14 protein-coding genes, 1 tRNA gene and 1 pseudogene are annotated in these 12,877 nt (G+C 60.7%); 9 read left to right on the forward strand and 7 right to left on the reverse strand.

The window, feature by feature from the left end; all coding sequences use genetic code 11:
- Positions 1-74, reverse strand: a tRNA-Lys gene (locus tag V5A26_RS08290).
- Positions 75-130: 56 nt separating this feature from the next.
- Positions 131-1,414: an MBL fold metallo-hydrolase gene (locus V5A26_RS08295; RefSeq protein ID WP_332321657.1), complete on the reverse strand. Its 1,284-nt coding sequence runs from the start codon at positions 1,412-1,414 to the stop codon at positions 131-133.
- Positions 1,415-1,523: 109 nt separating this feature from the next.
- Here V5A26_RS08295 and msrA point away from each other — a divergent pair, with 109 nt between their 5' ends.
- From msrA to V5A26_RS08320, 5 genes and pseudogenes are all read left to right on the forward strand, one after another.
- Positions 1,524-2,063 carry a peptide-methionine (S)-S-oxide reductase MsrA gene (msrA, locus tag V5A26_RS08300; RefSeq protein ID WP_332321656.1) on the forward strand — a complete coding sequence of 180 codons (540 nt, stop codon included), beginning with the start codon at positions 1,524-1,526 and terminating at the stop codon, positions 2,061-2,063.
- A 47-nt stretch (positions 2,064-2,110) separates the two neighbouring features.
- Positions 2,111-2,500, forward strand: a pseudogene (locus V5A26_RS08305) (30S ribosomal protein S6e); the annotation flags it as partial.
- A 217-nt stretch (positions 2,501-2,717) separates the two neighbouring features.
- Positions 2,718-3,155 carry a DUF5807 family protein gene (locus tag V5A26_RS08310; protein WP_442908754.1) on the forward strand — a complete coding sequence of 146 codons (438 nt, stop codon included), beginning with the start codon at positions 2,718-2,720 and terminating at the stop codon, positions 3,153-3,155.
- A gap of 297 nt (positions 3,156-3,452) precedes the next feature.
- Positions 3,453-4,598, forward strand: coding sequence for an NAD(P)/FAD-dependent oxidoreductase (locus V5A26_RS08315; RefSeq protein WP_332321655.1), 1,146 nt, complete (start codon positions 3,453-3,455; stop codon positions 4,596-4,598).
- Between the two features lie 7 nt (positions 4,599-4,605).
- Positions 4,606-5,055, forward strand: a complete 450-nt coding sequence (locus V5A26_RS08320; RefSeq protein WP_332322327.1) for a DUF1641 domain-containing protein — start codon at positions 4,606-4,608, stop codon at positions 5,053-5,055.
- A 1-nt stretch (position 5,056) separates the two neighbouring features.
- Here the strand turns inward: V5A26_RS08320 and V5A26_RS08325 are convergent, their stop codons facing one another.
- From V5A26_RS08325 to V5A26_RS08335, 3 genes are read right to left on the reverse strand one after another with little or no spacing between them, the layout of a single operon-like run.
- Entirely contained in the window at positions 5,057-6,139 is a 1,083-nt protein-coding gene (locus V5A26_RS08325) for a DHH family phosphoesterase (RefSeq protein WP_332321653.1), read from the reverse strand.
- A gap of 54 nt (positions 6,140-6,193) precedes the next feature.
- The gene (locus tag V5A26_RS08330; protein WP_332321652.1) at positions 6,194-6,727 is read right to left on the reverse strand and encodes a GNAT family N-acetyltransferase; all 534 of its coding nucleotides are present in this window, start codon (positions 6,725-6,727) and stop codon (positions 6,194-6,196) included.
- Complete coding sequence (locus V5A26_RS08335; RefSeq protein WP_332321651.1) at positions 6,724-7,092, reverse strand: universal stress protein; 369 nt, start codon at positions 7,090-7,092, stop codon at positions 6,724-6,726. The genes V5A26_RS08330 and V5A26_RS08335 overlap by 4 nt, the downstream gene beginning before the upstream one ends.
- Before the next feature lie 92 nt (positions 7,093-7,184).
- Here V5A26_RS08335 and V5A26_RS08340 point away from each other — a divergent pair, with 92 nt between their 5' ends.
- The gene (locus V5A26_RS08340; RefSeq protein WP_332321650.1) at positions 7,185-7,820 is read left to right on the forward strand and encodes a DUF5806 family protein; all 636 of its coding nucleotides are present in this window, start codon (positions 7,185-7,187) and stop codon (positions 7,818-7,820) included.
- Positions 7,821-7,856: 36 nt separating this feature from the next.
- Here the strand turns inward: V5A26_RS08340 and V5A26_RS08345 are convergent, their stop codons facing one another.
- Positions 7,857-9,137 (reverse strand): dihydroorotase, encoded by a 1,281-nt coding sequence (locus V5A26_RS08345; protein WP_332321649.1) that lies wholly within the window; start codon positions 9,135-9,137, stop codon positions 7,857-7,859.
- Between the two features lie 98 nt (positions 9,138-9,235).
- On the opposite strand from V5A26_RS08345, the gene V5A26_RS08350 reads away from it, so the two are divergent.
- Positions 9,236-10,060 carry a hypothetical protein gene (locus V5A26_RS08350; RefSeq protein WP_332321648.1) on the forward strand — a complete coding sequence of 275 codons (825 nt, stop codon included), beginning with the start codon at positions 9,236-9,238 and terminating at the stop codon, positions 10,058-10,060.
- A gap of 76 nt (positions 10,061-10,136) precedes the next feature.
- On the opposite strand, the gene V5A26_RS08355 is transcribed toward V5A26_RS08350, so the two are convergent.
- Complete coding sequence (locus V5A26_RS08355) at positions 10,137-10,709, reverse strand: cysteine hydrolase family protein (protein ID WP_332321647.1); 573 nt, start codon at positions 10,707-10,709, stop codon at positions 10,137-10,139.
- A gap of 107 nt (positions 10,710-10,816) precedes the next feature.
- Between V5A26_RS08355 and V5A26_RS08360 the strand changes: the two genes are divergently transcribed.
- Both V5A26_RS08360 and V5A26_RS08365 read left to right on the forward strand, forming a co-directional pair.
- A complete protein-coding gene (locus V5A26_RS08360) occupies positions 10,817-12,325 on the forward strand; it encodes an Hvo_1808 family surface protein (RefSeq protein WP_332321646.1) in 1,509 nt (502 codons plus the stop codon).
- 78 nt (positions 12,326-12,403) lie between these two features.
- A complete protein-coding gene (locus tag V5A26_RS08365) occupies positions 12,404-12,823 on the forward strand; it encodes a universal stress protein (RefSeq protein ID WP_332321645.1) in 420 nt (139 codons plus the stop codon).
- Positions 12,824-12,877 lie beyond the last annotated feature (54 nt).

Below are 12,877 nucleotides of genomic sequence, written 5' to 3' on the forward strand. Positions count from 1 at the left end.
CGGGCCGGGAGGGATTTGAACCCCCGTCCGTCTGGTTAAAAGCCAGACGCTCTGCCTACCTGAGCTACCGGCCCACATCTACACGGTCGTGACTGTCCGGTTAAACACTTTCCCTCCGCAACCGCCTCGCTCAAACCGTTACCGTCGTCCCGTTTGTCGGTGCGCTGACCTCGTACCCGTCTTGCTGTAATTCCTGGGCGAACCGCTCGCACCGATCACCGTGATTCACGAGCACTGGGGTGTCCCGATACGGCTCCAGGAACGATCGCAATCCATTCCGATCCGCATGCGCGGAGAAGTCGTATTGCTCGACCTGGGCCGCGACTCGCATCCGGCGATTGTCGATTTCCGCACTGCCCGTTTCGAGCAACTCTCGGCCTGGGGTGTCCTGGACTTGGTACCCTGTCATTGCGATCAGGTTCGTCGGATCAGACCGTATCTCGGGGATGTAGGTCATTGCCGGTCCGCCAGAGAGCATCCCGCTTGTGGTCACGATAGCGGTTGACTGGGCCGCGATCCGTTTGCGTTGGCCGTCCCGGCCGGTGACGAATCGCGCGTGGGATATCGCCCGCTGGAGCGCCTCTGAATCCCGAACGTACTCGGGATACTGGCGGAGCATCTCAGTCACCGCTTTTCCCATTCCGTCGACGTAACACGGGATATCGTGGGCCGCACAGACCAGGAGCAGTTCCTGGGTCCGGCCGATCGCAAACGCCGGAATGACGACGGTGCCACCTTCCCAGAGGGTCTGCTCGACGCTCCGAACGAACCGGTCCTCGACCGCTCCCCGGGGCTCGTGTTCGACGTCCGAATACGTGCTTTCAGTGATGACGACGTCGGCGTCAGGCCGCGCAGTCGTCCCTGCGACGAGTCGCTGGTTGTCGGTGTGAAAGTCCCCGGTGTAGAGTAGCCGAGTCTCGCCATCGTCGACGAGGACGTGAGCGCTTCCGGGGATGTGCCCGGCGTCGAAGAATGTGATTTCGTGGCCAGCCGCCGAGAACGGCGCCCGATAGCCATGCGAACGGGATTGCTGGGTCACCCGTTTGACGTGAGTCTCGGTGAACGGACAATTGTACGTTCCGCCGAGTTCCCGAGGTTGAAATCGCTCCTCCCTGGCGCCGGTTTTCGGGACGCCGTGAAGTTTCAGCGTATCCCTGGCCAGTGTCCGGGCCAGCTCTCCCGTTGGGGGTGTCCAGTGGATCGTCGGCCAGTCGGCTCCCGAACAGAGTGTCGGGACGTTGCCCACGTGATCGAGGTGGCCGTGGCTGGCGACCACTGCATCGACGTCTGGCCGCTCGATGGGGAATTGGAGCGGATTCCCGGCTCGAATGCCAAAATCGAGGAGGAGCCGGTCGTTGACGAGAATGGCACTCCGGCCGACCTCGCGGGCCCCACCGAGAAATCGTAGCTCCATCGCTCTTGGCTACCAGGGCCGCCGGTTTGGACTCGTCGGTTCGGGCTGTTCGAGCCCCTCGATTTCCCCTGCCGGAGTGTTTTTGCTGTTGAACGGTCTATTACCGGGTATGTCGACCGATTTGGCCCAAGCGACCTTTGCAGGGGGCTGTTTCTGGTGTCTCGAAGCTGCCTACGAAGAGGTTCCGGGAGTCCGGACCGCCACGTCTGGCTATGCCGGCGGGGATGTCCCGGAACCGAGCTACGAGGCGGTTTCGACCGGCGAAACGGGCCATGCCGAATGTGTCCAACTCGAGTACGACCCGGACGAGGTAACCTATGTCGACCTCCTCGGGGTGTTCTTCCGGGTTCACGACCCGACCCAACTCAATCGCCAGGGGCCCGACGTGGGGACGCAGTACCGATCTGCAATCTTTGCACACGACGAGTCGCAACTGGAGACGGCCGAATCGTTCGTCGAGAGGCTGGAAGCGGAGGACGCCTTCGAGGACGAAATCGTCACCCAAATCGAACCCCTCGACACTTTTTGGGAGGCCGAAGAAGCCCATCAGGAATACTACGAGAACAATCCGGAGGACCGGTACTGCACGCTCTACGTCGAACCGAAAGTCAAGAAGGTCCAAGCAGTCTTCGAGGACGACGCCGACTAACAGTCCGGTTCGATGCCCTTTTGACGCCCGGAGCAGTTCGCACTACCATGGCTACGTTCAGCGTCGTCGTCTCCGATCCGGAGACGGGACGATCGTTTACGCGAGAGGTCGATGGGCAAGACGCAAACCGCTTCATGGGGCGCGAAATCGGGGAAGAAGTCGACGGCACAGCCGTTGGCCTCGACGGTTTCACCCTGGAAATCAGTGGTGGCTCCGATGATGCCGGCCGGCCAATGCGCTCGGACGTCAGGGGAGCCGAACTGTCCGAAGTGCTTTTGACCGGCGGTGTCGGTTACAATCCCGACCGTGACGGGGAGCGCCGTCGTGTCACCGTCAGGGGTCGTGAAGTCGGCGAACCGATCACCCAGTTGAACGTGAAAGTGACAGAAGGCGAGGGCTCGGTCCCCGTCGCACTTGGCGAGGAAGAACCAGAAGAAGTCGAGGCGGGAACCGAGGAGGCAGAAGAGACGGAAGAAGCCGAAGAAGAAGGGGAGTCCGAGGAAGTAGCGGACGAAGACGAATCCGAGGAACCGGAGGCTGAGGCGGCGGCTGACGAGGCCAACACGGACGAAACCGAGGCGTAAGGCCACACGTTTTTTCTCAAGGTTGGAACGCCTCCGCCGGGCTTAACCGATACCTCGACGAATTTCGAGTATGAACATGTCCATTGACACGTTTCTCCGCGGCGAGAAACCACACCATGTCGCTGCATATTTTGCAACGACGTCACTCTCCGATGCCGAGACGCTGGCCGAGCAGAACTACGCCGAGGCTACAGGTGATGGTGTCCGGATGGTTGTCCCAGGCGATGCAGGCCGGGCGGCCTTCGAATCAGCCACCGGAATGGACCCAATGGATTTCGCCGGGGACGCCATGGGAACCGAAGGCACAATTACGAAGGGGCTCACAGCCGGTGACTGTCCCGCAAGAGACGAGGGTGGGGACCATGAGCTTCGGATCGTCTTTGCCTTCGCGGAGGAACAAAATGAGGACGTGGGCGGCCTATACGCCGACGGGGACGTGATCCACGCCTACGCACAATGTTCGTGTGGCGAGGCGTACTCGGACAAATGGGTCGCGGGCAAGAAGTAATGTAACAAAATTTTTGCTTCGTCCAATTTTCGCTCCCGCAAGCCGGCTCTTATTCGACGAGTGTTCAGGCGGTACCCGGACCCATACATATTTTTGTAAGTTCTTGACTTACTTTGATATGGTAGCACATGGCTCAAAAACCAACATGGCACTATCCGTGCAGGAGTGAGCGATGACCGGGCGGGACATCGATCCACCGGTGGTATGGGAACGTGAGAACCAACACAATCCCGGCGTTGACCGTTCGGTTGACGGAATTTCCGGGCGACCCCGGGAAAAACAGACACCAGGAGTCCGATGACACACGATATTGTCATCGTCGGCGGCGGTGTCGGTGGAACAGTCACGGCCAATCGACTCCGAAAGAAACTCCAGCGGGAAGTATCCGGAGGGAATGTCCGGATTCGAATCGTCTCTGACAATCCGGAGCACGTCTACAAACCGACGTTTTTCTACGTGCCTTGGGGTGAGAGTGAACCCGAAGACGCAAGACGCCCGCTTGCTGATTTGGTTGACCGACGAGTAGAGCTGATCTACGACCGGGTAACACACATCGATACCAGCGGTAAGTCACTCGACCTCAGCGAGAACGGGAGCATGCCGTATGACTATCTCGTGGTTGCAACCGGCGCGATGCCTGATCTGGACGATACTCCTGGATTTGGACCGGACGGAGACGGCCATCATTTCTACGATGCCGAGGCGGCGATGGCGCTTCGGCAGGAACTCTCCGCCTTCGACGAAGGCCACCTCGTCCTCTCGGTCATCGGAACGCCACACGTGTGTCCCGCTGCGCCAGTCGAATTCACAATGTTGGCCGACTCTCGCTTCCGTAAGCTGGGGAAACGGGATGATATTGACATTACCTATACGTATCCGCTCCCGCGCCTCCACAGTGTCGGTCCGGTCGCAGAGTGGGCTGAGCCCCGCTATGCGGAGCGGGATATTCAGACCCAGACCATGTTCAACCCTGAGACGGTGGACTCGGGGAATAGCGTGATTCACACTGTCGAAGGGACCGACCTCGAATACGATCTCCTGGTGGGGATCCCGGAGTTCGAGCCCAGTCCGCTCATAGCGAAATCCGGGCTCGGGGATACCTGGATGGAAGTCGACAAACACACGCTGGAATCCGATCACGCCGAGGACGTGTTCGGAATCGGTGATGTGACAAATCTTCCCACGAGCAAAGCGGGAAGTGTCGCCCACTACGCGGCCGGGACGGTCGTCGACCGAATCGCCGCACTCGTTCGTGGCCACGAGCCCCGGACGATTTTCGAGGGCGATACGATCTGTTTCCTCGAAGCCGGGGCCGACGAAGGGTCACACATCAGCTTCGATTACGAAACTGACCCCGTTGTTCGTGACCAGTCCGAGTTTGTCCACTGGGCAAAGTTCGCGTACAACGAGATGTACTGGCTGACAGCGAGGGGGCTCGCGTGAGACACCAATGAGCGAGGAACCTATCGATCCGGATTCAGAAGCCGTACAGCACGCACTCGAAACGCTCGTCGAACTCGAGGAAACAGGCACGTTGGACGATCTCGCTGATGCCGCGAACCTCGTTTCCCTCGCCTCGGAGGCGGTCGATGACGACATGGTCCGGTCGACCATGCGGGCCATGGTCCATGCCGGTGAACTCTTCGATACTGCGGCCGGCGAGCCTGAAGCGCTCCGGAATCTCGAGGTCATGACGGCCGCTCTCAGCGAAACCGCACCCGATCCAGCAACCGCCCCCGATCAAGTGGGTATGATTGGTATGATGCGGAAGATGAATGACCCGAAAACCAAGCGGGGAATGGGCTTTCTGGTCCAGTTGCTTCACGAACTCGGCGATCAATTAGAACAGCGGGCCCATCGCTACGATTTCGAAACCGAAATCGAGACCGAACGACCCTGATTCACTCCATCTCTGCGGGTTCTTCGGGTAGGTTCCAGAAGGCTTTCATCAGCATTTGCTTCGCCGGCGCCCCGCGGGTCGTCCAGTGATTGGCGTAATCCAGCATGTCCTCATATATCCGGGGTTTGCACCCAGCCGCTCGAGGATGCCCACCGCCGCCGACCTGTCTGGCGACCTCGTGGGCCCGTTCGAAACCATCGCTGCCCCGAATCGACGCACTGCCGGCGGGTTTGACGACGACGGCCGCGTCGGCGCCCTGTTCACGGAGCTCCTCGGCAACCTCGTTCTGTGAGCACCGGCCATAGGTAACGCCGACGGTCCAGTCTCGGATTTCGTGCAGTTCCGCGCGGGCGACGGCTCGTTCGATCCGGTCTTCCTTCTCGACGCGCTTCTCGGCCAGGAATTCTCGAACGTCATCCGGGAAGTCAACCCCGTGATTCTCGACGACTTCGAGGTAGTCTGCTGGGTCCTTCCAGTGAGAGAGGTCGGCGAGGTCGTCCGAGCGGTCGTCCTCTTTGATCCAGAGGTCGTGATCGCGGGTCACCGCAGCGAGTTCGTCGAGATGTTCGGCGGCCTCACCCTCCAGGGACCGGGCGGCGACGTCAGCGGTACACTCGGCTTCGGAATCGCCGACGACGAGTTCGACGCCTGCGTCCCGGACTGCGTCTTCGGCGGCTTCTGTCCATTGGTGATGATCGTACCAAGTGACCGAGTCGGCGTGATCGAGTAGTGCTTCGAGGGGCTCGGCGATCGTTTCGAACTCGTCGGGAGCCAGATCACAGATGTACACCTCACCGCCCGGCTCGGCGTATTCGGCCGCTCTCTTGATTCCGTCGGCGAGTTCGTGCGGGCTCGATGGAATGAACGCGGCCTCGCCGAGGGCGTCTCTGAGCAGCGCGACACAGGCCAAACCGTCGGCATCCGGGTCCACGACGGCAAGGACCTCGGACCCACTCACGCGGGCTTCGATCTCTCGGTCTTTCGATTCGGCGCGAATATCATCGGGAACGAAAAACCCCTTGCCCGGGAGGAGTGATTTTCGCTCGGGCGAGAGATTATTGTCGTCGATGACCCATTCTTGCATAGTAGTGGGTCGGCATCACTGGGTAAGTATCACCCGATACCAGGCCAGTCCGTCTCAGGTTGGGGCTGCGAGTCGAATGCTCATCTCCCGCTCGAAGTCCTCTGCACCGGTGCTTTCAAAGCCGACTTTTTGATAGAGGTAGGTCGCGGGCTTGTTCCATCGCTCGACGGTCAGCCAGACTCTCCATACGCCGTTGGCCGCTGCGTGACCCAGCAGCGCTTCGAGGAGTTTCGTCCCGATGCCGGCGTCCTGATAGTCCTGGTGGACGAAAATCGCCAGTTCGTAGGCCCCTTCGCCATCCCCGACCAGCGTCGCGTGGCCGATGATCCGGTCCTCGTGGGTCGCGATCACGTTGAAACAGTTCGCACAGAGGAGGTGGTCGAGCCACTCCCTGATCGCCGCTTCACCGATCGGGGGAATACCCTGGGCTCGATCGGCCTGGTCGAAATCCGTGTACATGTCGACGAGTGCGTCCCGGTCCCCCTGACAGACCTCGATATCGACCGTCCGGTTCGTTTCGTCCGTCCAGGCGAGTGGCGGTTCAGGGAACGGGCCAGCCGGCTCGTCGGGATACCGGCGTTCTGTCATCTGAGCAAAGTAACGCTGACGTGGGAGTTCAGCAGGACGAACTCGGCGATGGAGCCGATCCGGATCTTCCCCATCGGACTCTGTTCGCCACCGCCCAGGACGATGCGATCGAAGGCCTCTGATTCGGCTATTTCGACCAAACGACTCCCTGGATGCCCTTCGACACGCCGAATCTCGATGTCCGAGCTCGCCGATCCGATGGCATCCCGAACTGCTGTGTCCGTCTCGTCAGCCGATCCCTCTCCATCAGGCTGGTCCAGGACAGCGACCGTGAGCTCGTCCCCGACCGACTGCGCCCGCTCGACCGTTCGATGGAGCACTTCGAGGGAATCCGAGCCGGTAGTGATCCCGAAGAGGATCTTCATAGGGGCTACTCGCCGGTCAGGCGCAAAAGCATTTGCCATCGATCCCTGGCCTGGCCCGTCACGCTTTTGCGGACCCCCAGGGTAAAGGCGGTATGGACGAGGATCCGGCGGCTGTCAAGCCACCGAATCGCCGGGTCACGGCCGGCCCGGAAGCGGTCCGGTCGCTCCTTTCGATTACGCCCGGCGACCGCGACGAAGGGGTACCATCTGACGTGCGCAAGTACGAGCGCTTCAAGAAAGTCGACGGTGCCACCTACGAGCGGGTCAACGAGTTCCTCAGGGACCGGACCTACATTACGGCCCGTGAGTGGGCGATTGCCCGACTCTGTGCTGATTTCCGGACCGAAACGGGCGTGGAGATGACCAAAATCGGGGAGAACCTCCCCGATCTGGTCCCCTTCATGACCGATACCTACAGCCCGCAGGCGGTCAATCAGGCCCGCTCCTCCTTCGAAGACAAGGTACGGATGGCAGGGGCCACGTTCCTCTACGGCGCGATGAGCGGCTTCTTCGCGGCCGACGAACTCGACGAGATCATGTACGAATCGACCGAGGTCGCGAAGTTCCTCTTAGAAGTGGAGGGGGTGGACCTCGCCGTCGAGGAGGAACTCGAAGGGGAGGAGCGAATCTCCTCGGTGATGCGGGAAGTCCGTGAGGCAAGTGAGAAACTCAGACAGGACGAACAGACGTGTCCGGAGTGTGGACATACGTTCGGCGGCGAGGACTAGCGGATTTTCGGCGGCGCCGGGTACCGGGGTTCGGGGCTATCGAACGTTCTTACCGACTGGCTCGCCGAACCTCCCTTCGGCGGTCGTCGGATCGGGACTCTCCCAGACGATCTCTCCCCGAACCATCGTCAACTCCGGAAATACCCCAGTCATCCCTTCAAATGGCGTCCAATCCGTTTTCCCGTGGAGGTCGGTCCCCCGTATTTCTCGCGTCGCCTCGGGATCGACTAGTACGAGATCCGCGTCGGCACCGGCTTCGATCCGACCCTTCTGGGAGAGACCGAAGATTCGAGCCGGATTTCGGGCCGTCAGATCGCGAACCCGTTCACGGTCGAACTGGCCCGCAAGAACTTCACCGAGCAGGAGCGGGAGGGCTGTCTCGACGCCTGGAACGCCACTCGGTGCGGACCAGATGTCCGTGTCCTTCTCTTCGCGAGTGTGGGGGGCGTGATCGGTCGCGATCACGTCAACCGTTCCGTCCGCAACCCGGTCGTAGACGCCAAGTCGACGGTCCTCGTCTCGGAGTGGGGGATTCATCCGCCCGAAGGTCCCCAACTCATCGCTATTTTCGGTCGAAAGGAAGAGATGATGGGGGGTGACTTCTGTCGTCGCACCAGCTGTGGCGGCTTGATCGATCCCTTCCGGGGTGCTCGTGTGGGCAATGTGGATGTCGGCGTCGAGTTCCGTCGCAGTCTCAACGGCCTGTTCGATCGCCACGGCTTCAGCCTGAGCCGGCCGATACGCGCTCCAGGCTGCCGGACCGTCACTCTCGGCCACCTCCTGGTCGAAGTAGTCGGCGTTTTCGGCGTGTACTGTCGTCACCACTCCTGCTTGGTCGGCTCGATTTAGTGCGGTCTCGAACAGTGGCTCCTCGATTCCCATGTCACCTGTCGAATCGGCGAGGAACACTTCCCCGAGGGCGAAAAGGGACCGCTCAAAAAGGGACTTTGGGTCCCAGTCCGGCGTGACACCGCCGTTGATGCCCCAATCGACGAGCGACGGGTCTGTCAACTGTGCCTTTTGATCGAAACTGGCCCCATCTACAGTCGGTGGATCGGTATTTGGCTGATCGACGACAGTCGTCACCCCGCCGGATGCGGCTGCCCGGCTTCCGGTCGCCCAGGTTTCTTTTTCGGAGAATCCCGGCTCGCGAAAGTGGACGTGGACGTCGATCATTCCAGGGAAGAGCCACTTCCCGGAGGCATCGATGACCGTTTCTCCGGAGAGGTCGCTTCCGACGGCTGCAATCTGCGCCCCGTCGATAGCAACATCTCGTTCGCGGCCATTCGGGAGGCCCGCATTTCGGAATACGTGCATACCTGTACCTTCTGAGGACTGGGCCTAAAGGTGCCGGGAGCGTCCCGGGTCGATCACCGGTATCGAAGAAATAAATCCACCGCCCCCGAAGGCCATGTATGGTCACGCTGGGCGCCCCCGCCCTGGACCCGTTTCCCCGGTTCGCTCGCTATAACTCGCCCTACACTGCGCATCGCGATGGCCGTGCCATCGACCTGTATCCCGGAACAAAACGGGCCCCCAGCCCAGTGGCCGGAACTGTCGTTGAGACCCGGACGATGACCGCTCCGAGCCGGTCGTATGCGGCCCCGAACGACCATCTCATCGTCATCGATACCGGGACGGAACTCGCCCGGATTCTTCACGTCGATCCGGCGGTCGAGGCCGGAACGACCATCGAGCGGGGCGAGGATCTCGGGCCCCTGGTCAGATCGGGCTACTTCGCCCCTTGGGTGGACAACCACGTGCACCTCGGTTTCAGGGCGTACGGAACTGATCCAGTTCGGGCCAGCGGCTCGCTCCGGGTCGCCCTCGATGTTCCATTACACGGTCTCACCTGGGACGGAACCGGCACCGTTCGAGCGGTCGGTGATACGTACGTTATCCTCGACGCTCCGGTGCACCCGGATCCAGGGGGTGCGTTCGCGGGGATTGCAGACGACACTGGTCACTACGTCTTTGACGGCGGGGTTCCGCACTATGAGACAGGGGGTGTTCACGCGACAGATTCTGATCGTGGAAGTACTGAACCGATCTCGTTGCTCGGAACGACGCTTGCCCCTGGGTCGGGCACGATCGATTGGGAATCCGTCGCGGTGTTTGCAAACGGTCGTGAGATCACTGGACTCTCCTTTCTATTGGGGCGAGACCAAACGGGAGCGAAACTCATCTGCCCGAACGTGGAGTTTGCCGTGGGGGAGACAGTAACCGTCGAAATCGCCTGAAAAGGCGTTCCGAGTCACACCCCGTCGCAAATCACCGAACTCGACACGACTTACCACCGAACTCGACTCGACACACTCACAGGAACTCGACCGCCGCCCGCGTCGTCGTCTCACCGAACACCCACTCAGCGTGTTCGAGAGCATACCTTCGGTGATCGGCCTCGAGGTAGCCCAGTGCGTCGGACACGAGGACCGGTTTGAAGTCTCGCAAACCTGCGCTGCCGGCCGTGTGAAGGACACAGACGTTTGCGAGGGTACCCACGAACAACAGATCCGTGACTCCCCGATCCTCGAGGACCGTTTCGAAATCGGTTCCATAGAACGCGTCGTATGTGCGCTTCTCGATGACGAGATCGCCTGGCTCGACTGCAAGGCCGTCGACGATTTCGGCGCCCCAGGACCCCTCGAGGACGTGTTTGCCCCAGCGTTCGAACTCGTTCATGTAGTAGGCGTCTTCGAACTGTCCCTCGGGGTGGACGTCACGCGTGAAGGCGATCTCGGTGCCGGCCGCTCGGCCCCGCTCCACGAGTGAGCTGATGGGCTCGATTGCGTCTTCGCTCCCTGGCGCGTAGAGGGCCCCGTCGGGGTGACAGAAGTCGTTTTGCATGTCCACCACCACGATGGCTGTCGTGTCGGGATCGACGTCCATAGGACCGAATTGACGGCCCAGTTCCAAAACGATTGGCGCGTGCGACAGAACTCGTGGGACCTGCCTCGGGCGGCAGGATTTTCCCGCTGCCGCTCCCACCGAAACCCATGCGTCGGGTGCTTGGAGTCGTGGCCGTCGTTCTCATTCTGGTGACCGCTGGGTGTGTTTCGGCCCCCGCTCCAGCAGGCCCGACAGCAACCCAGGAGCCATCCACGGCGTCGCCTTCGACACAAACGACACCGACTGAACCACCCCAGGGTGATCCGAGTCCCACGGACGATCCGCCCCCTGACCCGAAGACCGACCCCCTTGGATGGGAGGACGGGTACTGGCATAACGAAACGCTCGATATCGACCCGACAGACGGCCTCAATCGGTCGGAACTCGATGCGGTCGTGGCACGTGGCATGGCCCGCGTCGAGGCAACCCGGGGACTCGAGTTCGAGAAGCCGATCAACGTTCGAATCATCGATCGAGCAGAATTCCGCAACCAATCGACGGGTGGCAGAAACTCTACGACTGCACAACGTCTCCATCAGGACGTGAAATTCGAAGCCCTCTTGTTCATCGGTGAAGGTGCGAGCGCGATCAGTCAGCAGGAGGAAAACCGGGCCGAAGGCGTCCTTGGATACTACGCACCTGGAGATCACAACATTACGATCGTTTCGGACAGCGGGCCACCGCTCCAAATGGACGAAGTAACACTCGCCCAGGAACTCTTCCACGCCGTCCAAGAGGAACACTTCTCGGTCTCGAACAGAACGTCAAAAACTGAAGAGGAGCGAAACGCCAACCTGGGAATCATCGAGGGCGACGGGAACTACGTCGATTATCTCTACGAACAGCGGTATGCCGAGGATCTCGTCACGCCTTCTGTCGCGGGGGGCAGTGGTAGCGGTGGTGACCGTCACATTGGATTGTTCGCGCTCCGGTTCCAACCCTACAGCGACGGTCCACCATTCGTCCAGGGCATTCGTGAAGAGACAGGCTGGGCGGGCGTAAACGAGGTTTACGACAACTATCCGGAAAGCAGTGAACAGACCATCCACCCCGAAAAATACCTCGTTGATGACCCTGTGAACGTCACGATCGATGACCGGTCGAGCGAGCAGTGGACGGTGCCAGACCAGGGAGAAGGGCACATTGACTACGCCGAATTCGGGGAACCGGGCTTGTATGCCATGCTGTGGTACCCGAGTTACGAAGCAACTTCGGAGGGGGGAACGGCCACTGACGTGGTGATCCCCTACCGGCACTTCTTCCAGACTGCGGGCCAGGTCGACGCCTACAATTACTCCCATCCGGTGACGACTGGCTGGGAGGGAGACCGACTTCTCCCATACGTCCGGGCTGATTCCGCCGACACGAACGAAACGGGCTACGTCTGGCGGATCGAGTGGGAGACGGTGAGTGACGCCACCGAGTTTCGGGACGCCTATGTGGAACTTCTCTCCTACCACGGGGGGATGAACGTGGCCGGTTCGGAGTCCGTCTATCGCATTCAGGAGGGACCGTTTGCTGATGCCTTTGCCATTCGCCAGGACGGGACGACGGTAACGATCGTCAACGCCCCGACAGTCGAGGAACTCGACGCTGTCCATAACGGGGCACGGTGAACGTGGTCGAGGAAAACGGGTGATGAACGGTTCGCGGAGACGAAGACCTATTTATTTTCTCCAGCCATACCAATGGGTATGATTGACACAGTTCTCGTGCCAATGGACGATTCGGAGATGGCCGAAAATGCCCTCGAATACGCGCTCGAATCGTTTCCTGACGCGTCCGTGACTGTCATCCATGTCGTGGGGGAACCGTCCTCGATGATGGGGCAAGCGACGGGACTCGCTCTCGCCGAGGACCTCGAAGCGGAAGCAGCGGAGTACGCTGCCCCAGTGTTTGAAACCGCCCGGGACATCGCAACTCGGCACGACCGGGAGATCGAGACAACAGTTGGGATCGGGCAGCCTGCTCGCGCCATTTTGAATCGGGTCGAGGAGTTCGATACGGTCGTGTTGGGAACCCATGGCGGGAGTCTGACAGACCGGTTGTTCGTCGGAAACGTTGCCGAACGGGTCTTCCGCCGGTCGCCTGTGCCAGTAACCGTTATCCGTTGACATCCTCCCCGCGCTGAAGTGCGAGGCTTTCGCCTCGAATGAGGTGAAATCGTT

Source organism: Halodesulfurarchaeum sp. (assembly GCF_036626455.1).
Classification (GTDB): domain Archaea; phylum Halobacteriota; class Halobacteria; order Halobacteriales; family Halobacteriaceae; genus Halodesulfurarchaeum.